Source organism: Ferriphaselus amnicola (assembly GCF_000974685.2).
Classification (GTDB): domain Bacteria; phylum Pseudomonadota; class Gammaproteobacteria; order Burkholderiales; family Gallionellaceae; genus Ferriphaselus; species Ferriphaselus amnicola.
This window is the reverse complement of record NZ_AP018738.1, coordinates 2609037-2635193: the sequence shown is the minus strand read 5'-3', so window position 1 is coordinate 2635193 and position 26157 is coordinate 2609037. Positions and strand designations below refer to the sequence as shown.

18 protein-coding genes, 2 tRNA genes, 3 rRNA genes and 1 pseudogene are annotated in these 26157 nt (G+C 54.1%); 17 read left to right on the top strand and 7 right to left on the bottom strand.

Going from position 1 to position 26157, the window contains the following annotated elements; all coding sequences use genetic code 11:
• Positions 1-24: 24 nt before the first annotated feature.
• The 4 genes from OYT1_RS13060 to OYT1_RS13045 are packed head-to-tail and all read right to left on the bottom strand — an operon-like array spanning position 25 to position 5896.
• Positions 25-447 carry a hypothetical protein gene (locus OYT1_RS13060; RefSeq protein WP_062627349.1) on the bottom strand — a complete coding sequence of 141 codons (423 nt, stop codon included), beginning with the start codon at positions 445-447 and terminating at the stop codon, positions 25-27.
• Positions 440-2488 (bottom strand): hypothetical protein, encoded by a 2049-nt coding sequence (locus OYT1_RS13055; protein ID WP_062627350.1) that lies wholly within the window; start codon positions 2486-2488, stop codon positions 440-442. The genes OYT1_RS13060 and OYT1_RS13055 overlap by 8 nt, the downstream gene beginning before the upstream one ends.
• Positions 2485-4425, bottom strand: a complete 1941-nt coding sequence (locus OYT1_RS13050; protein ID WP_062627351.1) for a hypothetical protein — start codon at positions 4423-4425, stop codon at positions 2485-2487. The genes OYT1_RS13055 and OYT1_RS13050 overlap by 4 nt, the downstream gene beginning before the upstream one ends.
• Complete coding sequence (locus OYT1_RS13045) at positions 4418-5896, bottom strand: site-specific integrase (protein ID WP_062627352.1); 1479 nt, start codon at positions 5894-5896, stop codon at positions 4418-4420. Before OYT1_RS13045 ends, OYT1_RS13050 begins: the two co-directional genes overlap by 8 nt.
• An 86-nt stretch (positions 5897-5982) precedes the next feature.
• Between OYT1_RS13045 and OYT1_RS13040 the strand changes: the two are divergent.
• Together OYT1_RS13040 and mpl are read left to right on the top strand one after the other, a co-directional pair.
• Positions 5983-6177 (top strand): annotated as a pseudogene (locus OYT1_RS13040) (DMT family protein); the annotation flags it as partial.
• 5 nt (positions 6178-6182) lie between these two features.
• Complete coding sequence (gene mpl, locus OYT1_RS13035; protein ID WP_062627353.1) at positions 6183-7523, top strand: UDP-N-acetylmuramate:L-alanyl-gamma-D-glutamyl-meso-diaminopimelate ligase; 1341 nt, start codon at positions 6183-6185, stop codon at positions 7521-7523.
• Here the strand turns inward: mpl and tsaD are convergent.
• The gene (gene tsaD / locus OYT1_RS13030; RefSeq protein ID WP_062627354.1) at positions 7520-8548 is read right to left on the bottom strand and encodes a tRNA (adenosine(37)-N6)-threonylcarbamoyltransferase complex transferase subunit TsaD; all 1029 of its coding nucleotides are present in this window, start codon (positions 8546-8548) and stop codon (positions 7520-7522) included. The genes mpl and tsaD overlap by 4 nt on opposite strands.
• 481 nt (positions 8549-9029) lie before the next feature.
• Here tsaD and OYT1_RS13025 point away from each other — a divergent pair.
• The 5 genes from OYT1_RS13025 (at position 9030) to rrf (ending at position 14248) form a co-directional block, all read left to right on the top strand.
• Positions 9030-10567, top strand: a 16S ribosomal RNA gene (locus OYT1_RS13025).
• A 133-nt stretch (positions 10568-10700) separates the two neighbouring features.
• Positions 10701-10777: transfer RNA gene (locus tag OYT1_RS13020), tRNA-Ile, on the top strand.
• Positions 10778-10785: 8 nt separating this feature from the next.
• A tRNA-Ala gene (locus tag OYT1_RS13015) sits at positions 10786-10861 on the top strand.
• Between the two features lie 275 nt (positions 10862-11136).
• A 23S ribosomal RNA gene (locus OYT1_RS13010) occupies positions 11137-14021 on the top strand.
• Between the two features lie 113 nt (positions 14022-14134).
• Positions 14135-14248, top strand: a 5S ribosomal RNA gene (rrf, locus tag OYT1_RS13005).
• Together the 16S, 23S and 5S rRNA genes with 2 tRNA genes alongside form the textbook arrangement of a ribosomal RNA operon.
• 56 nt (positions 14249-14304) lie before the next feature.
• Here the strand turns inward: rrf and rdgB are convergent.
• Both rdgB and rph read right to left on the bottom strand, forming a co-directional pair.
• Positions 14305-14901, bottom strand: coding sequence for an RdgB/HAM1 family non-canonical purine NTP pyrophosphatase (rdgB, locus tag OYT1_RS13000; RefSeq protein ID WP_062626416.1), 597 nt, complete (start codon positions 14899-14901; stop codon positions 14305-14307).
• 1 nt (position 14902) lies between these two features.
• A complete protein-coding gene (gene rph, locus OYT1_RS12995; protein ID WP_062626417.1) occupies positions 14903-15619 on the bottom strand; it encodes a ribonuclease PH in 717 nt (238 codons plus the stop codon).
• Positions 15620-15690: 71 nt separating this feature from the next.
• Between rph and OYT1_RS12990 the strand changes: the two genes are divergently transcribed.
• The 10 genes from OYT1_RS12990 to OYT1_RS12945 all read left to right on the top strand — a co-directional run bounded on the left by OYT1_RS12990 (position 15691) and on the right by OYT1_RS12945 (position 26083).
• Positions 15691-16557, top strand: coding sequence for a YicC/YloC family endoribonuclease (locus OYT1_RS12990; protein WP_062626418.1), 867 nt, complete (start codon positions 15691-15693; stop codon positions 16555-16557).
• Positions 16558-16653: 96 nt separating this feature from the next.
• Positions 16654-17178: a hypothetical protein gene (locus OYT1_RS12985; RefSeq protein WP_145983723.1), complete on the top strand. Its 525-nt coding sequence runs from the start codon at positions 16654-16656 to the stop codon at positions 17176-17178.
• A gap of 67 nt (positions 17179-17245) precedes the next feature.
• Positions 17246-17863 carry a guanylate kinase gene (gene gmk, locus OYT1_RS12980; RefSeq protein ID WP_062626420.1) on the top strand — a complete coding sequence of 206 codons (618 nt, stop codon included), beginning with the start codon at positions 17246-17248 and terminating at the stop codon, positions 17861-17863.
• Between the two features lie 3 nt (positions 17864-17866).
• Positions 17867-18073, top strand: a complete 207-nt coding sequence (gene rpoZ / locus OYT1_RS12975; protein ID WP_062626421.1) for a DNA-directed RNA polymerase subunit omega — start codon at positions 17867-17869, stop codon at positions 18071-18073.
• Positions 18074-18120: 47 nt separating this feature from the next.
• On the top strand, positions 18121-20238 hold the full coding sequence (locus OYT1_RS12970; RefSeq protein WP_062626422.1) for a RelA/SpoT family protein: 2118 nt from the start codon (positions 18121-18123) through the stop codon (positions 20236-20238).
• A 324-nt stretch (positions 20239-20562) separates the two neighbouring features.
• On the top strand, positions 20563-21834 hold the full coding sequence (locus OYT1_RS12965; protein WP_084611965.1) for a diguanylate cyclase domain-containing protein: 1272 nt from the start codon (positions 20563-20565) through the stop codon (positions 21832-21834).
• A gap of 122 nt (positions 21835-21956) precedes the next feature.
• Positions 21957-23849 carry a tRNA uridine-5-carboxymethylaminomethyl(34) synthesis enzyme MnmG gene (mnmG, locus tag OYT1_RS12960; RefSeq protein ID WP_062626424.1) on the top strand — a complete coding sequence of 631 codons (1893 nt, stop codon included), beginning with the start codon at positions 21957-21959 and terminating at the stop codon, positions 23847-23849.
• Positions 23846-24466: a 16S rRNA (guanine(527)-N(7))-methyltransferase RsmG gene (gene rsmG, locus OYT1_RS12955; RefSeq protein WP_062626425.1), complete on the top strand. Its 621-nt coding sequence runs from the start codon at positions 23846-23848 to the stop codon at positions 24464-24466. Before mnmG ends, rsmG begins: the two co-directional genes overlap by 4 nt.
• A complete protein-coding gene (locus OYT1_RS12950) occupies positions 24466-25263 on the top strand; it encodes a ParA family protein (RefSeq protein WP_062626426.1) in 798 nt (265 codons plus the stop codon). Before rsmG ends, OYT1_RS12950 begins: the two co-directional genes overlap by 1 nt.
• Complete coding sequence (locus OYT1_RS12945; RefSeq protein ID WP_062626427.1) at positions 25247-26083, top strand: ParB/RepB/Spo0J family partition protein; 837 nt, start codon at positions 25247-25249, stop codon at positions 26081-26083. The genes OYT1_RS12950 and OYT1_RS12945 overlap by 17 nt, the downstream gene beginning before the upstream one ends.
• Positions 26084-26157 lie beyond the last annotated feature (74 nt).

The following is a 26157-nucleotide window of genomic DNA, read 5'->3' as shown; positions in this document are numbered from 1 at the left end:
AAGTGAAGCATCCGGAGCTGGCGATTAGCTATCTCGTTTAGGATTCAAGACACGACTAGGCTTCCTCATGGAAATGACCTTGCCATCCGAAAGCGCAGCACGTTCCTTTGCCCAAGCCTCTCGCTCGTCCCATAACTGCTTAACCAGTGACATCTCCCTTGCCAACGCCTCTTCCCAGAGTCCTCGGTAGTGGGCAGCTTGGGCCTTAACCTTGTCCAGTTTTGACTGTAATTCATTACCTGGCTTTGTCTCGGCCTTAGCAGCCGCATCAATAGCTTCGATGAGGTCGCTGAATATTGGGCGAGACTTCTTTATAGTTCCTTTCTTGCGCCCTGCTTCCAGAGATACCGAGTCGTTGGTGATCTTGGTTCCTTTAGGAACATTGACCGGCTTACCCCTTATTAAACGATTTAGAGCCTCGAAGTAGTCATTTAGGATGTCAGGCATTTCCATCTCCCGTAGAGTGCGCCGCAGGGTGTTCCTGCAGTCGCCATTCGCGTTCCACACGTTCTAGTGTCTCCAACTCCTCCCGCTCCATCACTTCAGTTATCGAGCCAGGTGTGATGTGGGCAATCGCCGCACGCTTGAGTCGAATTGTCTGCACAATCTTCGAGTGCTTGCCAATCAGGTGTTTGCACCCATTGGTGGCGCAAACGGTGTCAATGAGGTTCAAGCCCTTGCGGGTTTCACACATGCCAGGTCGCGTGCATCCGCCCAGAGGCCCGTCGCGGTAGGCGAGCAGCCCTGCCTTCATCTGCTTACCAACCTCCTCGCGCGACATGACCTCACCGCGCTCGCGCTGTCGCTCGTAGAAGTTGCCGGCTCCACCGAACATGGGCTCGGCGCTGTTCAGAACGTCTCGCACGAAGGCTAGCATCTCAGCCTCCTCAGCACCGTCCTGCCAGTCGACCGCAATGTGCTTCTTGAATCCAGCAGGATCGTCCGCAATGAAGTTCTTGCAGAAGGTGCTGCCGCGCCCATAGTACAGGGCCATCTCCCGTGTCATGTGCTGTAGCTGCCGACGCAGGGACGAGAGCCTGACCAAGCCGCTTGCGTTGGCATACACCGCAAGGCTCCGGCGTAACTGGTGGGTTGTCAAAGGCCAGCGCTGGCCAACCATGAATTCGGACTCCTCGTGCCAAGCGCGGAAGGGGTCGATATCCTCAAGCTCAGCGATGTCCTGCTCATCGATGGTCGCACACAGGCGGGACAGCATCGAATCCATAGCATCCGTATGAGAAAGCTTTGTTCCACAAGCAGAAATGCGCACACCCGGCAGAACAGGTTGTCCCATCATCCAGGGCAGGTAGGCGGTTGAAGGAAACAGCGGATAGTTGTCCTTGATGTCGTCGGCTTTGCTCGGCGTGACACCGAGTACCTTGTAGTACATAGCCGCAAATTCCTGAGCTAGCCGAATTGCTCGGAATCCGTCACGCTCGGTGGTGACCCACTTCGTTCTAAGACGCCGCCCTTTGTTGAACTTTGTCGTGGAACCGATGATCAAGCAGTGCTTGCGTCCGTGATTACTCTCTTCCGAGGCCATGCAGTGGAACGGTAAATGGCGCGCCTCCGTATCCCGCATTCCGCTGAACACATGAATCTGCAGCTTGCACACCTGGAAAATCTCGCGCAACGCTCCTCCAATGCTCCTCAACTGATTGCTGCCGTAGCCGCGTCTTTCGAGATAGGCTCCGAGGTTGTGTTTCTTGATCAGGGCGCCACCAATTCTCAGACCATGCTCCGTCTCGGTTGCCTTAGCATGGTGATACAAGTCAAAAGCTTCCCGCAACGCGGCCATCAGTCGGCTCTTGTGTACCTCGATGTCATCAAGTTCCGCTGAGAGGTTATTGATCAGTGCGGCGTAGATTCGAGTCGGTAGAGGCGCAAACTGGTGAACGTTGTCACGATACTCCTTTGCGCGCCGCTCCACTTCTTTCCAGCACTTCGGAGTTGCTAGCGTGAAACCCAGTTGCATTTGTGGATCGAGTTGGCGAAGGAACGTGATCCAAGTTATCCAGTCAGCCATGATTTGATTGGGCAAGCTTGCGCCGAAGGCATCCAGCAGAGCCGTCTGCGTCAGCACATCGCGCACCGCGCAACCTTGCGATTCGGAAAAGCGAGCGAGTTTACGCAGAACAGCGAGTTTATTTTTTAGCGTATTTGGCGCGCTCTCATTGCCGTAGTAAATTTGCCGTGTCATCAGGAACTGCAACTCACGCATACGGGCTTCGCGCTCTACCGTGATATCCATCATGTTGGCGTTGATCTTGTTCGCTTTTTGCTTCCAGTAATAAAAATGCAACAGGAACCGTTTTTGGTGGGCTGTGTAGGCCGTCCATGGCCAGACGAACTCGCCAACCGTATGTGGGGTGCCATCCACGTCGCGGCAGATGATGTGGTCCAGTGGCAGGTAGATGCCTTTGTTTTCGTCCCAAGGGTCGGGGCCTTTGGTGACTCCGTTCAGATAGATACGTGCCTCAATCTTCATGCAATGACTCCCAATTCGAGAAACAACTGGTACTTGTCGGCGAAGAAGGGTGTGAGATTGCCGTTCTCAAACACATCCTTGAGTACCCGATCAGTCATCGCGCGGCAGTTGCCAAAGGCGGCTATTTTTTCGAGGTCTTGGTCGCACTTAGCGATAAGCGGACGTAGAGCTTCCTCGTGTTTTGGGCCGAGAATCACTTGTTCCATGACGAAGGCAGCGGACGCCACCTTACGCGCGTCCTCCTCGCAGGCGATCAGAACCCTGTGTGTGCAAAACAGGCAACCCTGGCTGTCCTTGCAATTCGGCTTGACCGGTACGTGATTCGCCATAGCGTCGGGATGGCCGAAGTTATCGCAGCGTCCGCCTTCTTCCAACGGTCTGGTATCCACTACCGCCGTGATCGGAAGAACGCGCAGCTTTTTTGCAGACTCTGAGACCGAATTCATGAACAGCGATAGTTCCTCGCGGTGATCAGTTGCTGACCCGGCGTCGTAGCGCTTCTGCGTGGTCTGCTCCGAATTTTGCAGCACCTTGGCGGTGACCGATGCGTCGTGGTGACGCTGGTACCAGTCTGCCACACTGGCACGGAGCTTTCGTGACCCCATTCGCGGTAACTTCGGATCTATGACACGCAGCAGACTTTTGTAAAGCGAATATAGAGAATTCGAACCGATCTGCCCTGCCGGCTTTGCGTTCAAGAATCCCAAAGTGAAAAATAGATACGGAAACGGCTTGTCACCAAGCAGGAAGCGTCGTAATTCCATGAAGCGGCGCAAAGACGGCATAAAGGCGGCCGGTACAGTTAGAGTAATCGGCTTACTTCCAGCCCGAAACTTGATTGATCGGAATTTTTGGTTGAGGGTGGTTGTGTCGATTTCGCCATCCGTCTCGATTTCTCGCACGACTGACTCATTGGCTCCGGTGTTGCAATAGAAGAGGAACAGGAACGCATTGTGGGCGTACATTCCGAGCATGATTCGTACGCGATCCCGTGCATTTGCATTGGCGGAGTCAATACGGGCCTGTGCTTGTGCAATTAGCCTCTTTGCCACTTTGCGTCGCTCTGAACGGAAGCGCCCGGCATAGCGATGCTCAATCTCATCAGTGGTGGCGAGACGGCCAGCGGCATAGTCATATGCCCAACAGTTTTTGGTACGCTTTCCCCGTTCGGCATCCCATTGGTACGGGACCATACGCCAAGTTTGCGAGGGAAAAACCCAGAGGTGATTTTCTGACCAGCCAAGGGTGGCTGGCAACATCAGCTTGTAGGGGAAAGTCATTTGCTTTAGCACTAAGTCGCACAGCCCGTCGAACAGTGCTTGGTTGAGCGCTATCGCATGAGCAAAATCGAGCGGAGCCAAGGGGTCGGTGCCACCATTGGAGCTCCTGCTGTACTTGACTTTGCGGACGCCGCGATGAAGGTTTTCGCCCCCAGTCGAGGCTTCGAGAAGCTCTTCGATATATTGAAGTCGATGGTTGTGCCACACAGCACCAAACTCTTGCCGACGGTAGCGTTCGCCGGTGTCCTTTGCCCAAGCTAGATAGGTATCGCGGGTGGCATCGCCCCCAGACAGGCAGTCGCTCTTCTCGTTAGTATCAGCCCAGTCAAGGAATGCCTTCAGGCTCTGAGCATAGGCATTGACTGTCGCCATGCGTTTGCCGCCGTCGGTGATGAGATGGGAGAGTGCCCTGATGAGTTGCAAGATTTGGCGGGGGCGCTGCCTAAGGAAGGAGCCGAGCACAACCTCGCCAGGCTTGTGTATGTTGCGTTTCTTGCGCGAGCGCAAGGCGTAGCAGAAAGCGCCGAAGTCATAGGTATTAGAGCCGATTTTCAGAATGACCTGTTCCGGGTTCAGAATGCGAACGTTCTTGTCCAGAGGTAGTTTGATGGTGACAGTCAAACGCGTGGAGAAAATGGGCGCAGCCGATTTATTCATCAATCACCTCTATGCCCTTCATCGCTCGCTCGGTCCACTTTTTCAACTGATTTCCATAGCCATTCACTGCTTCGTAGATAGCATCCATCTGATTGCGATAGTTCAGATACAGGTCTGTGGTGGTTAAGCTCTCATGCCATAGCAGATCCTTTACGGTCATCCGCGCCCGATGCAGGGTGATGGTTTTTGCTTGAACTAATTTCATCAGAAGCTCCGTCATGTTCATTCCAAAGCTGGCACGGAGGTCGTGAATTCGATAGTGGAAGTTTTTATTGTGGTGCTCGCGCACGTAGGGAATCACTTGCTCATTGAGGAACTGTCGCACTGTTTGCCCTGTCTTCTCGTGACGGCGGTCGAGTTCGGGGTTGAAGCGCAGGGCCTCATCCCTTGCCGTGAAATAGGGGCTACCCTGCTGCGTAAGGAACAAGTAGGGGTCGGGGTGCTCACCGTGCTTGACCTCGAACCGGCCCCTCCGTACTTTGGCGCGCTCGGACGTGGCATAGGTGTGAAGCAGTTCATAAATGGGTCGTGGAACCTGTAAAACGCCGTTCTTGTCGTTCTTGGTGTCGATGCCCGTGCCTGGTCCTGCCTTCAGTTTGAAGACCTCTCCTTCCCCTGTTAGCGACTTGGAATAATGTGGGTTGGATTGAATGAAGTGCCGCAGACGGAGCGTGCCGGCTGTCTGGATACGGGCGCCAGTGGCCAACACAAAGAGTTGGAACAGGTAGCACTCGGTGTTACCTTTGGCCAGGGTGGCCTCAAGAATCCAATCCTGTTCCTTGCCGGTAAGCGGTCGCAGCTTGCCGCCGTCTTGGATGGCCCCTGCGAAAGGATCTTCCGACTTTGGTGTACGAATACTAACGTCAGTTGAAATTACCCTCTTCGATATTGCGCGTCCCTCGGTCGTTTTGAATACAAGTTGGAATTTCTTTTCCTCCCACGGCGGGTACTCAGGTTGGAAGTAATTGTTTTCAATCAACCAGCGGTAGAAAGCAACCACGGTTCCCATGCGCCTCCTACCAGTTGAAGGCGCAATCTCTCCGGCTTGTATCTGCTTCTGAAGATGGCCGTGATAGCGATACGTTGGCCGTCGCAACTTGATCTTGGGAAACTGGAAAATCAATTCATCAGGTCGAATCTGAGTGTCCAGCCATTCTTTATAAGCTCCCAGATCGTCAGCCTTGCTCTGGTAAGACGTCATGACGGGGGAAGTTTCCCCCTCCAACTGCGACAAGATGTAGAGAGTGCCAAGGTGCCAAGGCATCCCCTCTCGGCTAAGGACAACAGGAAACAGATTGTAGTTGAAGCCACGCCCAACTTGCTCATCCCAGACAAAGCGGTAGTGGTAGATTAGATCAAGATGTCCCTTGCCCTGGTCAATAACCCGTTTGAACGCCTGAGGATCGTCTTCTGTCGTCAACTCCGACAGTTGGAAAACTGGCAAAATTACTTTGCGCCGCAATTCCTTCATTGACTGACTTTCTAGCTATCCGATGGGAATGTGTCCATTTTGGAAATACTTGCACAGTAAGTCAAGTCATGTAAAACTTGCATGTACTGTTGCAGGTGCCGGCGAATCGCATCGGCTACAACGTACTCGACCTCGGGCAACTGAAGATTTTGCAGGAAGTCATCACCTTGTCGGTGTTCGTGCCGTTCGCTGTCCTATATATGGGGCAGCCACTCAAGATGGACTATATATATGCGGGGCTGTGCCTGATGGGCGCGGTGTACTTTATCTTTCGTGCGTGATTCAAATGAGCCAAAGCAAACATATTCACATCCTCGGCATTTGCGGCACCTTCATGGGCGGCATCGCCGTGCTGGCCAAACAGGCGGGCTACCGCGTCACCGGCTGCGATGCCAACGTCTATCCGCCGATGAGCACCCAACTCGAAGAACAAGGCATCGAGTTGATCGAGGGCTTTGGTGTCGAGCAGTTGTCGCTTGATCCCGACGTGTTCGTGGTCGGCAACGTCGTGTCGCGCGGCAATCCGTTGATGGAGGAGATACTCAATCGCGGCCTGCCCTACACCTCCGGCCCGCAATGGCTGGCCGATACCTTGTTGCGCGACAAGTGGGTGCTGGCGGTGGCGGGTACGCATGGCAAGACGACGACAACCTCGATGCTGGCTTGGATCTTGGAGTATGCCGGGTTGAATCCCGGATTCCTGATCGGCGGCGTACCGCAGAATTTCGGCGTTTCTGCCCGTATCACTGAGTCGCCGTTCTTTGTCATCGAAGCCGACGAATACGACACCGCTTTCTTCGACAAGCGCTCCAAGTTTGTCCATTACCGTCCGCGCACGGCCATCCTCAATAATCTTGAGTTCGATCATGCCGACATCTTTGCCGACCTCGCCGCCATCGAGACGCAGTTCCATCATCTTGTTCGCAGCGTGCCGGGCAATGGCTTGGTGGTGAGTAACGGGCGCGAGACGTCATTGGCGCGCGTTATTCAGCGCGGCTGCTGGACTGCGGTGGAGCGCTTCGGTAGTGACGATGGCTGGAACATCGACGATGCCGATGTGGTGACGCTCAATGGCGAGGTGCAAGGTAACTTGCGCTGGGAGTTGCTCGGTGAACACAATCGCATGAACGCGCTGGCCGCACTGGCCGCTGCGCGCCACGTTGGTGTGCCGGTGGTGCAGGGCTTGGCCGCACTGGCTGAGTTCAAGAACGTCAAGCGACGCATGGAAGTGCGCGGAACGGTCAATGACATCACTGTCTATGACGACTTCGCCCATCATCCTACGGCAATCGACACTACCGTTGCTGGGCTGCGTCGTAAGGTCGGCGACGCGCGCATCCTAGCTGTGCTGGAACCGCGCTCTAACACCATGAAGCTTGGGGTGATGAAGGATGCGTTGCCGGTTAGTCTGAAGGATGCCGATCTGGTGTTCTGTTACGCGGGCAACCTTGGCTGGGATGCGCGCGGCGCACTATCTCCCTTGGGTGACAAGGCGGTGGTGAAGGATGACCTGAACGAGTTGATTGAGGCTATTGTCGCCGCTGCACGCCCCGGTGATCAGATTCTGGTGATGAGTAACGGCGGCTTCGGCGGCATCCATGGCAAGCTATTGGAGCGGTTGGCCTAAGAAATCTGCTGTAGATCCCAGCGTGGTTTGATGTCGAAGGCGTATCCCACTTGCGGTTCTTGCTGGCGCAGACGTAAGGCTCCGGCGAAAGCGATCATCGCACCGTTATCCGTGCAGAATTCCAGCGCAGGATAGAACACCTGAATTCCTTTACGTGTGGCGGCTGCGTTAAGCTGGCTGCGCAAGAGCTGATTGGCCCCGACCCCGCCCGCAATCACTAGTTGCTTTAGTCCGGTCTGTTTGAGTGCGAAAAGTGCTTTGCTGACTAGCACTTCCACGATGGCTGCTTGTGCAGCGTGGGCGATGTCAGCGCGCGTCTGTTCATCTAGCTCGTGTTGCTTGGTCAGTGTCAGTACGGCAGTCTTAAGTCCACTGAAGCTGAACTCCAAGTCGCCGCTGTGCAGCATCGGACGCGGCAGCTTGAATCGTCCGGGCATCCCAAGTGCGGCCAGGTTTGCCAACTCAGGGCCGCCGGGGTAGCTCAGCCCCAGCAGTTTGGCGCTCTTGTCGAAAGCCTCGCCAGCGGCGTCGTCCAGTGTTTCCCCCAATAAAGTGTATTGCCCGATGCCGTCCACGCGCATCAACTGAGTATGCCCGCCGGAGACGAGCAGGGCGATGAAGGGAAATTCGGGTGCGGGATCGGCAAGTAGCGGCGAAAGCAAATGGCCTTCGAGGTGATGAACGCCAATAACCGGGATGTCGAGCGCATAACCTAGAGCGCAGCCGATGCTGGCTCCTACCAATAGCGCGCCGGAGAGACCGGGGCCGCGTGTATAGGCGATGGCATCGAGATCGGTGAGTTGGCAGTCGGCTTGCTCCAACGTTTGTCGTATTAGCGGTAGTGCACGGCGCACATGATCGCGTGAAGCAAGTTCAGGAACGACGCCGCCATACTCGCTGTGCATGGCGGCCTGTGTGAATAAGGCATGGGCAAGCAGCCTGCGTTCTTGGTGATAAAGAGCGATACCGGTCTCGTCGCAAGAGCTTTCGATGCCGAGAACCAGCTGGGGGATAAGATTTTTCATGGCGCGTATTGTACGTTTTCAGGGGCTTGCGTGGGGTTGGTAAAGAAAGTGTAGTAATTCACTTGACGCAAAAAGTTTCATCGCTATAATGCGCACCTCTTCGCTGCTGCAGGGCGAAAAACAAAGCGATACCTGAGGGTAAAAGCGATTAAGAATCAAAAAATTGATTCTTGTTTTTCAAGTTCAGCATGAAGAAAAAACGGTAAGCGAAATTAAGGTTGACAAGAAATTTTGAGTCCCTATAATGCGCACCTCTTCGCTGCTGAGGCAGTGGATGCGAAGCGAAAGCGGAGCAGGAAAGTTCCTTAAAAGATAGAAGAAACAACTGATGAGTGTAGGTGCTTGGGTTGAGTGGTGTTGATAGTTTAGGCTATTGGCACATACTATAAAAAAACTGAAGTACCTCGCTTATATATGAAAAGACGCAAGTCGATTTATTTTGAGTGAGACCGATTGGCGAAAGCTGATCAAAAGTAGGATTGAACTGAAGAGTTTGATCCTGGCTCAGATTGAACGCTGGCGGCATGCTTTACACATGCAAGTCGAACGGATTTTGGAGCTTGCTCCAGAGTTAGTGGCGAACGGGTGAGTAATATATCGGAACGTACCCGGCAATGGGGGATAACGTAGCGAAAGTTACGCTAATACCGCATATGCCCTGAGGGGGAAAGCAGGGGACCAGTAATGGCCTTGCGTTGTCGGAGCGGCCGATATCGGATTAGCTAGTTGGTGAGGTAAAGGCTCACCAAGGCGACGATCCGTAGCAGGTCTGAGAGGATGATCTGCCACACTGGGACTGAGACACGGCCCAGACTCCTACGGGAGGCAGCAGTGGGGAATTTTGGACAATGGGCGAAAGCCTGATCCAGCCATGCCGCGTGAGTGAAGAAGGCCTTCGGGTTGTAAAGCTCTTTCAGGTGGAAAGAAAAGGTTACGGATAATACCTGTGACTGATGACGGTACCATCAGAAGAAGCACCGGCTAACTACGTGCCAGCAGCCGCGGTAATACGTAGGGTGCGAGCGTTAATCGGAATTACTGGGCGTAAAGCGTGCGCAGGCGGTTTTGTAAGACAGACGTGAAAGCCCCGGGCTTAACCTGGGAACGGCGTTTGTGACTGCAAGACTAGAGTATGGCAGAGGGGGGTAGAATTCCACGTGTAGCAGTGAAATGCGTAGAGATGTGGAGGAATACCGATGGCGAAGGCAGCCCCCTGGGTCAATACTGACGCTCATGCACGAAAGCGTGGGGAGCAAACAGGATTAGATACCCTGGTAGTCCACGCCCTAAACGATGTCAACTAGGTGTTGGGGGAGGAGACTTCCTTAGTACCGCAGCTAACGCGTGAAGTTGACCGCCTGGGGAGTACGGCCGCAAGGTTAAAACTCAAAGGAATTGACGGGGACCCGCACAAGCGGTGGATTATGTGGATTAATTCGATGCAACGCGAAAAACCTTACCTACCCTTGACATGCCAAGAAGATTCCAGAGATGGGATTGTGCTCGAAAGAGAACTTGGACACAGGTGCTGCATGGCTGTCGTCAGCTCGTGTCGTGAGATGTTGGGTTAAGTCCCGCAACGAGCGCAACCCTTGTCATTAATTGCCATCATTTAGTTGGGCACTTTAATGAGACTGCCGGTGATAAACCGGAGGAAGGTGGGGATGACGTCAAGTCCTCATGGCCCTTATGGGTAGGGCTTCACACGTAATACAATGGTCGGTACAGAGGGTTGCCAAGCCGCGAGGTGGAGCCAATCCCAGAAAGCCGATCGTAGTCCGGATTGGAGTCTGCAACTCGACTCCATGAAGTCGGAATCGCTAGTAATCGCGGATCAGCATGTCGCGGTGAATACGTTCCCGGGTCTTGTACACACCGCCCGTCACACCATGGGAGTGGAATCTGGCAGAAGTAGGTAGCCTAACCGTAAGGAGGGCGCTTACCACGCTGGGTTTCATGACTGGGGTGAAGTCGTAACAAGGTAGCCGTATCGGAAGGTGCGGCTGGATCACCTCCTTTCTAGAGTATCTTGATCCGAGTGCCTACACTCATCGGTTGTTTAAGAAGTTGTTAGTTATGAGTCGTTAGCCGTTAGTTAAAACAGTGAATGCTTTAACTGACAGCGAATGAGTTGTTGCTAACGGCTGCGTTTGGGTCTGTAGCTCAGCTGGTTAGAGCACCGTGTTGATAACGCGGGGGTCGTTGGTTCGAGTCCAACTAGACCCACCAAGTAAAGAGGGGGTTTAGCTCAGCTGGGAGAGCACCTGCTTTGCAAGCAGGGGGTCGTCGGTTCGATCCCGTCAACCTCCACCATTACCTGGTACGAGTCACAAGACATAAATGATTATCGAGATGATGATTTATGTCTTGAGTCTTAATGGCGCAAGTAGTTCTTTAAAAATCTGGAAGAAGTAAAGAAAGTGATTCTCACTGACGTGGGTGCGGGAAACCGTGCGCATGTGAGTGGAAAAACTAAATGGGTTTTGATTGTATCAAGCCGTATTGATGCTAGTCGTATCGATGCGGTCACAAACGCGAGACAAACAACACTTGTAATGTTGACCTCTTCGGAGGGCTTAACGTTATAGGGTCAAGCGAATAAGTGCATATGATGGATGCCTTGGCGATTACAGGCGATGAAAGACGTGTAAGCCTGCGAAAAGCTACGGGGAGCTGGCAATAAAGCTTTGATCCGTAGATATCTGAATGGGGAAACCCGGCCCTTTGGGTCATTCCTGACTGAATACATAGGTCAGGTAAAGCGAACTCAGCGAACTGAAACATCTAAGTAGCTGAAGGAAAAGAAATCAACCGAGATTCCGTAAGTAGTGGCGAGCGAACGCGGAGCAGCCTGCAACCTTTAGCCATTCAATTAAGAGAACAGCTTGGAAAAGCTGGCCATAGTGGGTGATAGCCCCGTATTTGAAAATTCAGTGGTGGAAATAGGGTTGGAACAAGTAGGGCGGGACACGAGAAATCCTGTCTGAACATGGGGGGACCATCCTCCAAGGCTAAATACTCGTAATCGACCGATAGTGAACCAGTACCGTGAGGGAAAGGCGAAAAGAACCCCGGAAGGGGAGTGAAATAGATCCTGAAATCGTATGCATACAAACAGTGGGAGCGGACTTGTTCCGTGACTGCGTACCTTTTGTATAATGGGTCAGCGACTTACATTCAGTAGCGAGCTTAACCGAATAGGGGAGGCGTAGGGAAACCGAGTCTGATAAGGGCGATAGTTGCTGGGTGTAGACCCGAAACCAAGTGATCTATCCATGGCCAGGATGAAGGTTGGGTAAAACCAACTGGAGGTCCGAACCCACTAACGTTGAAAAGTTAGGGGATGAGCTGTGGATAGGGGTGAAAGGCTAAACAAACTTGGAAATAGCTGGTTCTCTCCGAAAACTATTTAGGTAGTGCCTCACGTATCACTCTCGGGGGTAGAGCACTGTTATGGCTAGGGGTCTATTGCTGATTACCAAACCATTGCAAACTCCGAATACCGAGAAGTGCGAGCGTGGGAGACAGACATCGGGTGCTAACGTCCGGTGTCGAAAGGGAAACAACCCAGACCGCCGATTAAGGTCCCCAAGACATAGTTAAGTGGAAAACGAAGTGGGAAGGCTAAAACAGTCAGGATGTTGGCTTAGAAGCAGCCATCATTTAAAGAAAGCGTAATAGCTCACTGATCGAGTCGTCCTGCGCGGAAGATGTAACGGGGCTCAAACTATGCACCGAAATCGCGGATATGTACTTGTACATATGGTAGGAGAGCGTTCTGTAGGCCTGCGAAGGTGTTCTGTGAAGAATGCTGGAGGTATCAGAAGTGCGAATGCTGACATGAGTAGCGATAAAGGGAGTGAAAGGCTCCCTCGCCGAAAACCCAAGGTTTCCTGTTCAACGTTCATCGGAGCAGGGTGAGTCGGCCCCTAAGGCGAGGCTGAAAAGCGTAGTCGATGGGAAACAGGTTAATATTCCTGTACCTCAATGTAATGCGATGTGGGGACGGAGAAGGTTAAGCAAGCTGTCTGTTGGAATAGGCAGTTTAAGCGTGTAGGGAGATTTCTTAGGCAAATCCGGGAGATCAATTCTGAGGCGTGATGACGATGCACTTAGGTGCAGAAGTTGCTGATACCAAGCTTCCAAGAAAAGCCACTAAGCTTCAGTTATATTGAGACCGTACCGCAAACCGACACAGGTGGGTAGGATGAGAATTCTAAGGCGCTTGAGAGAACTCGGGTGAAGGAACTCGGCAAATTAGCACCGTAACTTCGGGATAAGGTGCGCCCCGGTAGATTGTAGAGACTTGCTCTCGAAGGTCGATGGGGTTGCAGTGAAATGGTGGCTGCGACTGTTTAATAAAAACACAGCACTCTGCAAACACGAAAGTGGACGTATAGAGTGTGACGCCTGCCCGGTGCTGGAAGGTTAAGTGATGGGGTGCAAGCTCTTGATCGAAGCCCCAGTAAACGGCGGCCGTAACTATAACGGTCCTAAGGTAGCGAAATTCCTTGTCGGGTAAGTTCCGACCTGCACGAATGGCGTAACGATGGCCACACTGTCTCCACCCGGGACTCAGCGAAGTTGAAATGTTTGTGAAGATGCAATCTCCCCGCGGCTAGACGGAAAGACCCCATGAACCTTTACTGTAGCTTTGCATTGGACTTTGAACAGATCTGTGTAGGATAGGTGGGAGGCATTGAAGTAGGGACGCCAGTCCTTATGGAGCCATCCTTGAAATACCACCCTGATGTGTTTGAGGTTCTAACCTAGGTCCGTAATCCGGATCGGGGACCGTGCATGGTAGGCAGTTTGACTGGGGCGGTCTCCTCCCAAATTGTAACGGAGGAGTACGAAGGTTCTCTAGGTACGGTCGGACATCGTACTGATAGTGCAATGGCAAAAGAGAGCTTAACTGCGAGACTGACAAGTCGAGCAGGTGCGAAAGCAGGTCATAGTGATCCGGTGGTTCTGTATGGAAGGGCCATCGCTCAACGGATAAAAGGTACTCTGGGGATAACAGGCTGATTCCTCCCAAGAGTTCATATCGACGGGGGAGTTTGGCACCTCGATGTCGGCTCATCACATCCTGGGGCTGTAGCCGGTCCCAAGGGTATGGCTGTTCGCCATTTAAAGTGGTACGTGAGCTGGGTTTAAAACGTCGTGAGACAGTTTGGTCCCTATCTGCCGTGGGCGTTGGAAGTTTGAGGGGACCTGCTCCTAGTACGAGAGGACCGGAGTGGACGAATCTCTGGTGTACCGGTTGTCATGCCAATGGCATTGCCGGGTAGCTAAATTCGGAAGAGATAACCGCTGAAAGCATCTAAGCGGGAAACTCGCCTCAAGATGAGACTTCCCTGGGCACTAGATGCCCCTAAAGAGTCGTTCGAGACCAGGACGTTGATAGGTCAGGTGTGGAAGCGCAGTAATGCGTTAAGCTAACTGATACTAATTGCTCGTGAGGCTTGATCCTATAACATTAAGTAACAAAACAGGTGTTGCTCGCAACAATCAAAACCTCTTTACTTCATCCAGAATATGGCCGACTGGCCTCTCAACTGAGACACCAGTCAGCCGACAGTTATGTCTGACGACCATAGCAAGTTGGTCCCACTCCTTCCCATCCCGAACAGGACAGTGAAACGACTTCGCGCCAATGATAGTGTGGATTGCCCATGTGAAAGTAGGTCATCGTCAGACTCCTTACAAACAAAAAGCCCAGTTCATTCTGGGCTTTTTGCTTTTATGGCTACCAATTAGCTTGCATACATCTCTAGCCTAGCCAATAGCTTGCTTAGTGCAATTGCGCGGTGGCTTATCTTGGCCTTTTCCTCATGCGGCAACTCTGCCGCCGTTTTTCCGTAGTGGGGTAGCCAGAAATACGGATCGTAGCCGAAGCCGCCATCGCCGCGCGCTTCATGGGCGATCTCGCCGTGCCATTCACCTTCAGCGATCAAAGGTTGGGGGTCGTCGGCGTGACGTACCATTACCAGTACGCAGTAGTAATGAGCGCGGCGGTCAGTAGCGCCTTGCATCGTGTCTAATAGCTTTTCGTTATTGCGCTGGTCTGACTTTGGATTATCTCCAGCAAAACGTGCCGAGATCACGCCGGGTGCACCGCCCAGCGTGTCCACGCAGATGCCAGAATCGTCAGCCAAGGCGGGTAAACCGCTGGCGCGACTGACGTGGCGTGCCTTGGCCAGTGCGTTTTCGACGAAGGTGCAGTGCGGCTCTTCTGCTTCGCTGATGCCAAGCTGGGCTTGTGTCAGGACTTCTATGCCGAGCGGTGCCAACATGCGTTGAAACTCGCGCAGTTTGCCAGGATTGTTGGAGGCAATGACCAGCTTGTTCATTTTAGCCGCCTAGCACGTCGCCTTGAATCTCGACGAGCTGTGCGATGCCAGCCTGCGCCAAATCCAGCAGTGCATTCATTTCGGCGCGAGAGTAGGGGGCGCCTTCTGCCGTTCCCTGCACTTCGACGAAGCCGCCTGAGCCAGTCATCACTACGTTCATGTCGGTGTCGCAGTCGGAGTCTTCGACGTAGTCCAGATCCAGCACGGGTATGCCCTGATAGATGCCGACCGAAATGGCGGCGATGAAATCCTTGAGCGGGCTTTCAGTTAGCTTCTGATCGCGGATCAGTTTGGTCACCGCATCGTGCAGAGCCACATACGCGCCGGTGATGCTCGCGGTACGGGTGCCGCCGTCGGCCTGGATCACGTCGCAATCCACCTGAATGGTGCGCTCGCCTAGCTTTTGTAGATCGACCACGGCGCGCAAGCTGCGACCGATCAGGCGCTGGATCTCTTGTGTGCGCCCAGATTGCTTGCCTTTGGCCGCTTCACGCTGCATCCGTTCACCCGTGGAGCGCGGCAACATGCCATATTCCGCAGTCACCCAACCTTCGCCACTACCACGCTTATGCGGGGGGACGCGCTCTTCGACACTAGCGGTACAGATCACTTTCGTATCGCCGAACTCAATCAATACTGAACCTTCGGCGTGCTTGGTGTAATGGCGGGTGATACGCACTCGGCGCAGTTCATTGGCTAGACGTAGGCTGGGACGCATGGTGACTCCTCAAAAGAATGTCGCCCATTATACCGAGTATAATCACGTGCTTGATTCTCGCAGGAGTGGTAATGATTTATAGCATGACAGGCTACGCCTCTGTAGCAGCAGATTTGCCGAGCGGCGCGTTGACGTTGGAGTTGCGCTCTGTTAACCATCGCTATCTGGATTTTCAGGTGCGGATGCCGGAAGACCTGCGCTCGCTCGAGCCGGCGTTGCGCGAAGCTGTGTCGGCCCAAATGCAACGCGGTAAAATTGAGTGCCGCATCAATTATGCGTCCCGTGGCGTCGCCACAACCACGACCAAGCTTAATACTGAACTTCTGCATCAGCTCGCTGACTGGAGTCGGCAAATTCAGACGGTGCTTCACGATGCGCGCGGATTGAGCGTTTCGGATGTGTTGCTCTGGGAGGGTGTGTTAGAAAGTCCCGCTGCATCAGCGGAGGAGTTGCGGACGGCTGTCTTGCGATTGATGCAGGAGGCAATTGAGGAGTTTTCCTCTGCTCGTGCTCGTGAAGGCGAGAAACTCAAGCAATTTCTGCTGCAACGAGTGGCGCATATTGAGGAGATACGCGTGGCCGTTGCCCCGCGAATTCCTGCTGCGATTGCAGCTTATGAAGCAAAGCTGGCTGCTCGTCTCCGCGAAGCTATGCAAGGACAGGATAGTGACCGCTTACATCAGGAGGTGGTGCTATTCGCTACGCGTATCGACGTTGACGAGGAGTTGTCGCGCTTGTCGTCCCATCTGACCGAGGTTCAGAGAATCCTGGAAAAAGGAGGTGCTGTTGGCAAGCGCTTAGACTTTTTGATGCAGGAACTGAATCGCGAGGCTAATACGTTAGGCTCTAAGGCGGTCGATAGCGAAGTGTCACGCGCCTCGGTAGAGGTGAAACTGCTGATCGAACAGATGCGAGAACAGATTCAGAATTTGGAATAGGCGGTGTTAGTCGGTATAGTCGCGGCCGCAAAGTAAAGAGGGGCGCACTCTGGTGATCAAGGCTGCTGGATATTAATAATTGTGGGGATAGTGTAGATGTCCAAGGATTTGTATGTGTTGCTCTTGAGTGTCTTATTGCTGATTTTAGTGATAAAGGTCTGGCGTAAGATTTCTTCGGTGAGGGAAAAGGCCATTGCAAGAGGCGAATCCATGGCTATTTCGAGAGCGTTTTCATTCGATATATTCCATGGCTTGGGCGCAATTGTGCCACTGGGGATATTTGTAATTGCGGCGGCCTTGTTTCTGGTCATCTTTCCATGCGTGTTTGCGGCAGGATTGAATTACACTGACCCTACGTTCTACCGCGATTATTTTAGTGAAGACATGGGTAAAATTTGCGCTGCATTAGGCCTGGTGAATGCAACAATCTTTGCGATTTTCTTCTGGCCGAACTTCTTTGAAGTTGTGATATTCGGGCTGATCGCGCTTTTAGTAGGTGCCTTGTATTCCCTAGTCGCTGGCTTCGATCCTTCTCAGTCTGTGGTGTTTGTTACCCATACCGTCCAAAACCAGATTGCGCAATTCATCAGCTTTGTGCGCCTTGATTTGCTTAAAATTTAGTAGCCGGGGTAGCCAGGCTCGTATATTGAAACCAGAGTTCAAATTTTAAATATTTCAGATATTACTCATGTCAGGCAACCTTTTCATTATCAGTGCTCCATCTGGGGCGGGCAAGACGAGCTTGGTGCAGCGTTTGCTGGTCATAAACTCGGGCATAAGGCTTTCGATTTCTTACACAACGCGCTTACCGCGCCCAGGCGAAGTCAATGGCCGAGAATATCATTTCGTTAGCCGTGACGAGTTTGTGCAAATGTCCGAGCGTGGTGATTTCTTAGAAAGTGCTGAAGTGTACGGAAATCTTTATGGGACATCGGAATCGTGGATAAATTCGCAGCTGCACGAGGGGAGTGACATCCTGTTGGAGATCGACTGGCAAGGTGCGGCTCAGGTGCGCAGGTTGTTTCCGGAAGCGATTAGTATTTTTATCCTGCCGCCCTCGATTGAAGCATTACACACTCGCTTGAGTGGTCGCCGGCAGGATAGTGAAGAAGTCATTGCCAATCGGATGGCAGCCGCACGTGAAGACATCTCGCATGTCTCTGAATTCGATTATGTTATTATCAATGACAAGCTGGACGAAGCTTTGCGGCAACTGGATGCGGTGGTTATCGCCGCTCGGCAGCAGCGCAAGCGTCAAATGGTCAGATACCAAGACCTCATCAATCAATTGCAATCCTTGGAGTAAATAATGGCACGTATCACTGTAGAAGACTGTCTGAAGAATATCCCAAATCGCTTCGAATTGACCTTGGCCGCTGCTTATCGCGCTCGCCAACTAGCCAATGGCGCGAGCTACTTGGTGGAAGAGAATAAGGACAAGCCGACTGTAGCTGCCTTGCGCGAAATCGGCGAAGGTAAGGTCGGCTTAGAAGTTCTGAATCGCGGTCAAGCCTGATTCTGTCTAGCGGTCGCTTCCAGTGACCGCATCCCCTGTTTTTTCGTATGACTGACGCCGAGATACTGATCGAAGAGGTCGCCGCCTATCTCAAGCCCAAGGACGTGGAACATGTCCGCGAAGCGCTTGAGTATGGTGAGGCGGCGCATTTGGGGCAGTTTCGTAAATCCGGCGAGCCTTACATTAGCCACCCGATTGCGGTGGCTCGCATTCTTACGCCCTTGCATCTGGATGTGCAGGCGATCATCGCGGCACTTTTGCATGATGTGATCGAAGATACCGACATTACCATGGAGCAGATCGCCGAGAAATTCGGCAAGCCGGTGGCGCAACTGGTGGATGGGTTGTCCAAGCTGGATAAGATCGAATTCGAAACGCGCGAAGACGCGGAAGCGGAGAATTTCCGCAAGATGCTGCTGGCGATGGCGCGCGATGTGCGGGTCATCCTCATCAAGCTGGCTGATCGGCTGCACAATATGCGCACGCTGGGGTCGATGACGGCGGAAAAGACCGAGCGGATCGCCCGCGAAACGATGGACGTTTATGCGCCTATCGCTAATCGTCTTGGCCTGAATGCTATCTTTCAAGAGCTGGACGACCTGAGCTTCCGCTATCTGCATCCGAACCGATATGCGGTATTGACCAAGGCGCTGAAGGTGGCTCGCGGCAATCGCCGTGAAGTGGTAGGTAAGATCTTGGATGCTATCCGGCAGCGGCTGACCGAGCAACATATCCAAGCGGATGTGCAAGGGCGCGAGAAGCATTTGCATAGCATCTATCGCAAGATGCAGACAAAATCGCTGGCGTTCTCGCAGGTGCTGGATATCTACGGTTTTCGCGTATTGGTGGATGATGTGGCATCCTGCTATGTAGCGTTAGGTGCGCTGCATGGCTTGTACAAGCCGATTCCCGGCAAATTCAAAGATTACATTGCCATCCCTAAGGCCAACGGCTATCAGTCCTTGCACACAACACTATTCGGCCCCTTTGGTACGCCGATCGAAGTGCAGATTCGTACCCACGAGATGCACAAGATCGCCGACGCGGGCGTGGCTTCTCACTGGCTATACAAGACACCCGACGCACCGTTCAACGACTTGCACAAGAAAACCCATCAATGGCTGCAAAGTCTGCTGGAAAGCCTGTCGCAGAGTGGCGATTCGGTCGAGTTTCTGGAGCATCTCAAGGTTGACCTGTTCCCCGATGAGGTCTATGTGTTCACGCCCAAGGGTAAGATCATGGCGCTGCCACGTGGCGCGACGGCGGTGGATTTTGCCTACAACGTCCACACTGACATCGGTAACCGCTGTGTTGCTGCTCAGGTCAATTTCGAGCTGGTGCCATTGCGTACCGAGTTGAGCAACGGCGATCGCGTCGAAATCATCACCGCGCCGCATGCCAAGCCCAATCCGGCGTGGTTATCGTATGTGGTCACTAGCAAAGCGCGCAGTGAGATCCGCCACTTTCTGCGCACAGCACATTTTTCGGAAGCGATACAGCTGGGCGAGCGTCTGCTCAATCAGGCGCTTTCGTCTCTTGGCCTGAAAAGTTGGGCGGCAGACGAAGCGAGCTGGAACCGGTTCCTTAAGGAGATCGGCGTTAAGTCGCGTGACGAAGTTTTGGCGGACATCGGCCTCGGGCGCCGTTTGAATATGGTGGTTGCGCGTCAGCTGATGCGCGTCGGCGAAGAAGGCGGTCATGAGGCCACATCCAGCGGTGTGGTCACGATCCAAGGGACGGAAGGTATGGCAGTGCAATTTGCCAAGTGTTGCCGCCCGATTCCTGGCGACCCTATCATCGGCGTCATTAAGAGCGGTCAAGGCTTAGTTGTCCACACTCACGACTGTCCGACTTTGCGCAAGGGGCGTAGCGGCGTGGATAAGTGGCTCGATGTCGCTTGGGATCGCAACATCAACCGTCCGTTCGAGGTGAGCGTCAAACTCTTGGTGGCGAACCAGCGCGGGGTCTTGGCCAAGGTCGCTGCCGCTATCGCTGAAGCTGAATCCAACATCGAGAATGTCAACTTCACCAACGAAGGCGACTACACCTGCTTGCACTTCACCTTGCAAGTCAGTAACCGTTTGCATCTGGCAAACGTTATGCGCAGCCTGCGCAAAATCCCAGAAGTTGTGCGTATTTCGCGAGTGAAGAACTTGCCGACTTAACTTTTGGATTATCCAGAGGCTTAAGGCGAACGGGTCTTAGCCCCTGCAAAGCCTAGGAGGCATCACTTGGGCGATCCCAGTCGATTACCTTAGGCGACCCCACTGTAACAATCAGATTTAAAAGCTAATTGAATCGCGACGCTAGATCATAGGCTGCTTGCTTGTGCAGCATTTCTAGTGATAATGACGGCATCCTATGTAATGCAAAGGCGGTGAGGCTATGCAGCACGGAGAAGGCAGATTTCAGCGTTGGCTTGTGAGTCATCTGATCGAGAGTGATCAAGGTGGCATGCGCGCGAGTTTATTTGTTCCGTTGACGCTGGTTTGCAGTATGTAACGTTCTTTCCCTCTGTCACGCTTGCGGCAATTCTGGCAGGGTATCGGGCAGGACTGATCGCCACGGTGATGGGAATGGTGTTCGCTACCTACTTTTTCACGCCGCCGTATTACTCCTTTTCCCATGAAGTGCTGAAGCTCAGTCTGTGGTCAAACCTAGTGTTTCTGGGTGATGGGATCATCGTTTCACTGTCCATCGAAGCGATGCATCGATTTCGTAACCGATACAGACGCGAGCTGCGGTTGATCACAAGCTCTGAGGAGCAGTTGCGAGTGCTGAATGGTGAGTTGTCGGCTTTGGTTGAGAAACAGCGACAGACCGAGGCCGATTTGAAAATATTGGCCGTGGCCTTTGATGCGCAGGATGCGGTGATGATCACTGACTCGCAAGCTAACATTGTTCGCGTCAATAGGACGTTTCAGCAAATCACCGGCTATGCCGAAGCCGAGGTGCGGGGATTAAATCCAAAAATCCTTAGCTCTGGACGTCATGATTCGGCATTCTTCACAGATATGTGGCGGCAAATCAAATGCACTGGGGCGTGGGCAGGGGAAATATGGGATAAACGGAAGGATGGTCAGATCTATCCGAAGCAAATGACGATCACTGCCGTGAAAGCCCCCGATGGAGCGGTCGTAAATTATGTGGCGATTTTCACGGATATCTCCGCGCGAAAAAAATACGAAGATGAAATACGGGATATGGCCTTTGCGGATGCCCTGACTGGCCTGCCAAATCGTCGACTATTGCTTAATCGGTTGTCAGTTGCCGTTTCGGCGTCGGCCCGAAGCGGGCAGTTTGGTGCACTCATGTTCCTCGATTTAGACAAATTTAAGATGCTGAATGACACCCTAGGGCACGATTACGGCGATCTGCTCCTAATCGAAGTTGCCGCTCGAATTAAGTCCTGCGTGCGGGAGGTGGATACCGTTGCTCGTCTTGGTGGCGATGAATTCGTAGTGTTGGTCGAGAACCTCAGCGATGGGATGGAGGTAGCACAACAAGGTGCCTCTAAAGTGGCCGAGAAGATTCGTGAGGTATTGGCGAATCCGTATCAGTTAAAGTCGCAGCCGTACCACAGCTCCCCGAGCATCGGTCTGTGTATGTTCAGTGGGACAGATAGTTCGGTCGATGATCTACTCAAGCGGGCTGATCAGGCGATGTATCGAGCTAAGACCACAGGCCGGAATCGAGTCTGCCTTTTCGACTCGGCTTGCACCGACTACCGCAATGAATTGGCAGGTTGCCCGCCACTTTAAGTTGGCTAGTCTGAGCCTTTCCACAAGGCGGCTTAATTGAACCGGCGGCAGCGGCTTCGGCCTGTGCTGGGTTTGGTGTATCATCGCCGCCCTTGAATGAGTCTGATTCCAATCTCAACCCAATGAATTTTCCGCAACAATTCGATGTGATCGTAGTCGGCGGCGGCCATGCCGGGACGGAGGCTGCGCTGGCATCGGCGCGCATGGGCCGCTCCACGCTGTTGCTCACCCATAACATCGAAACGCTGGGCGTGATGTCGTGCAATCCGTCCATCGGTGGCATCGGCAAGGGGCATCTGGTCAAAGAGGTGGATGCGCTGGGCGGGGCGATGGCGGCGGCCACCGACGAGGGTGGCATTCAGTTCCGCATTCTGAATGGGTCCAAAGGCCCAGCGGTGCGCGCTACGCGCGCCCAAGCCGACCGCGCGCTGTACCGGCAGGCGATCCGCTCACGGCTGGAGAATCAGCCCAACCTGTGGCTGTTCCAGCAGGCGGTGGACGATCTGCTGGTGGAGCACGACACTGTGAACGGTGTGGTCACCCAACTCGGATTGCGCTTCATGGCCAAAACGGTAGTGCTCACTACTGGCACATTCCTTTCTGGGCTTATCCACGTGGGGCAGGCGCACTATCCGGCTGGACGAATGGGCGATGTGCCGTCGGTCAGTCTGGCGCACCGCCTGCGCGAGCTGAAGCTGCCGCAGGGCAGACTCAAGACCGGCACGCCGCCGCGCATCGACGCGCGCAGCATCGATTTTTCGGTGATGACGGAGCAGCCGGGCGACACGCCGACGCCGGTGTTTTCCTTCCTCGGCAACGCGGCCCAGCATCCGCGCCAACTGCCATGCTGGATCACCGACACCAACGAGCGAACTCACGACATCATTCGGGGCGGGCTGGATCGATCGCCGCTGTTCACCGGCGTGATCGAGGGTATCGGCCCGCGCTACTGTCCGTCCATCGAGGACAAGATCACCCGTTTCGCCGACAAGACTTCGCACCAGATATTTCTGGAGCCAGAGGGCTTGAGCACCCACGAGGTCTATCCCAATGGTATTTCCACCAGTCTGCCGTTCGACGTGCAACTGGCGCTGGTGCATTCCATCAAGGGGCTGGAGAACGCGCATCTGACGCGGCCCGGCTACGCCATCGAATACGACTATTTCGATCCGCGTGGGCTGAAGTCCACGCTGGAAACCAAGGCCATCGCCGGGTTGTTCTTTGCTGGGCAGATCAACGGTACTACGGGTTACGAAGAGGCAGCGGCACAAGGCTTGCTGGCAGGCGTGAATGCGGCTTTGCAGGCGCGAGATGAAGAGGGCTGGTGCCCGCGCCGAGATGAGGCTTACCTTGGTGTGATGGTGGACGACCTCATTACGCGCGGGGCAACGGAGCCGTACCGTATGTTTACCAGCCGCGCCGAATACCGGCTGCAATTGCGCGAAGACAACGCCGATCTGCGCCTGACGGAGATCGGTCGTCGCTTGGGCGTGGTGGACGACGTGCGTTGGGCGGCATTCGAGGCCAAGCGCGAAGCTATTGCACAGGAGCAGCAACGGTTGAAATCGACTTGGGTGAATCCCAAAACCTTGGAAGCAGCTGATGCTGAACGTGTGTTGGGCAAGGCGATCGAGCACGAATACTGTTTGCACGAGTTGTTGCGTCGTCCCGATGTGACTTACCAGACTCTGATGACTTTGCCCGGCGCGGGCGAGTCAGCGGCTGATCCGCTGGTGGCGGAGCAGGTGGAGATCCAAGCCAAATACCACGGCTACATTGAGCGCCAGCGTGAGGAGATCGCGCGCCAGCAGGGCCAAGAGGAGACGGTGTTGCCGCAGACTCTGGATTACCGCACGGTGCGCGGTCTATCTATCGAGGTGCAGCAGAAGCTCAACCAGCACAAACCGGAGACGGTGGGGCAAGCCTCTCGCATTTCGGGCGTCACGCCGGCGGCGATCTCGCTGCTTTTGGTGCATCTGAAGCGGGGTTTCAAGGATAAGGGTGTGCAGGCATGAGTCAGGCGACAGAACTTTCGCGCGGTATCACGCAGCTTGGGTTGGATATCACACCGGAAGCGCAGCAGAAGCTGCTGGCATATCTGGCATTACTGCAAAAGTGGAACAAGGTATACAACCTGACCGCGATCCGCGATCCACAGCAGATGGTCAGCCACCATTTGTTGGATAGCCTAGCGGTGCTACCCCATCTTTGGTCAGGGCGCTGGTTGGATGTGGGGTGTGGCGCTGGTTTGCCGGGGCTGGTGCTTGCGGCCGTGCGCCCCGAGTGGTCGTTTGCCATGCTGGACAGCAACAGCAAGAAAACCAGTTTCGTGCAGCAGGCGGCGATCGAGATGGGATTGCAAAATGTGAGCGTACACTGTGCGCGGGTGGAAGACTTTGCGCCGCTACAACCATTTGATGGCATCATCTCGCGAGCCTTTGCGGAGGCGGTGGATTTTGTGACATTGACACGTCATCTATTGGCGAACGATGGTCGCTGGGCGGCGATGAAGGGTGCGCCCGCACAAGAATTGAAGCGGCTGCCGTCCGATGTTGCGGTACTGGCGAATCTACCCCTGCGCGTGCCCGGCTTGGATGCGGCGCGCAGTCTAGTGATATTGAAAGCGGAGTGATGGCAAAGATACTGGCGATAGCCAATCAAAAAGGCGGGGTCGGAAAGACCACCACTACGGTCAATCTGGCGGCGAGTCTGGCGGCGCACGGCCAGCGCGTGTTGCTGGTCGATCTGGATCCGCAGGGCAATGCGACGATGGGCAGCGGCGTGGATAAGCACAAACTGTCGGCTTCGGTCTATCACGTACTGCTGGGCATACGCACATTGGCCGCAGCGCGGGTGCGCTCCGAGGCGGGCAAGTTCGATGTATTGCCATCCAATCGCGACCTTGCTGGCGCGGAAGTAGAGCTGGTGGATATGGAAAATCGCGAAGCGCGGCTGCGCTTCCAGTTGCACGGTGTCGCGGACGAATACGATTTCATCTTGGTCGATTGCCCGCCGACACTGAATCTACTGACGCTGAACGGACTGTGTGCGGCGCGCGCTGTAATGATTCCGATGCAGTGCGAGTACTACGCGCTGGAGGGTCTGAGCGATCTGGTGAATACTATACGCCGGGTGCGCTCCAGCCTGAATTCTGAACTGGAGATCGAAGGGCTGTTGCGCACCATGTTCGACCTGCGCAGCACGTTGGCGCAGCAGGTGTCGGCACAGTTGCAGCAGCATTTTGGGGACAAAGTCTATAAGACGGTGATCCCGCGAAATGTTCGGTTGGCTGAGGCGCCGAGTTATGGCGTGCCGGTGTTGCTGCACGACAAGAATTCCAAAGGTGCGCTGGCCTACTTGGCATTGGCGACCGAGTTGCTGGGTAAATCTGCTGCGACGCAAGGAGAAAATGATGGCAAAACCGAATAAGGGGCTGGGGCGCGGGCTGGATGCTTTGATGGGGGATGTATCCGGCAGCGACGAATTGCGCGAGTTAGAGGTCGGGCAGCTCAAACCGGGCAAATACCAGCCGCGAACGCACATGGATGAAGCTTCGCTGGATGAGCTGGCGGCATCGATCAAAGCGCAAGGGGTGATCCAGCCGATTCTGGCGCGCGAGTTAGCCGAAGGCGGCTACGAGATCATTGCGGGTGAGCGTCGTTGGCGCGCTTCGCAGCGTGCAGGCCTAGATCGGGTTCCAGTACTGGTGCGCAAAGTGCCAGATAATGTGGCTCTGGCGATGGCGCTGATCGAGAACATCCAGCGCGAGAATCTGAATTCGCTAGAGGAGGCTCAAGGTATCCAGCGTCTAATCGACGAATTCGGGATGACACATCAGGAAGCAGCCGATGCTGTGGGGCGCTCACGCAGTGCTGCCTCCAACCTTCTGCGACTCCTTAATCTGTACCCACCAGTACAAGAGTTGTTGATGGGAGGGCGTCTTGATATGGGGCATGCCCGCGCTTTGTTGGCGTTGGATGGCGCACAGCAGATCGTAGTCGGCAACAAGATCGTGGCGGAGCAGTTATCGGTAAGGCAGGCTGAAAAGCTAGTACAGAACACTCTGAATCCGGCACAGCCCAAACTGGAAGCAGAGCCGGATCGCGACATCCTGCGCTTGCAGGAAGAGTTGGCGGAACAGATCGGTACGAGCGTAGAAATCAAAGTGGGCAGGAAAGGTGCGGGGAAACTGGTGCTTGAATACGTCAGCCTCGACCATCTGGATGCGCTGATTTCTAAGCTTAAATAGTTTTCAGTGGAAATCCACTGAAAACCGTGCTTGACTTATGTGAGGGGAAATCGGAGAATGCGCACGGTTAAAAC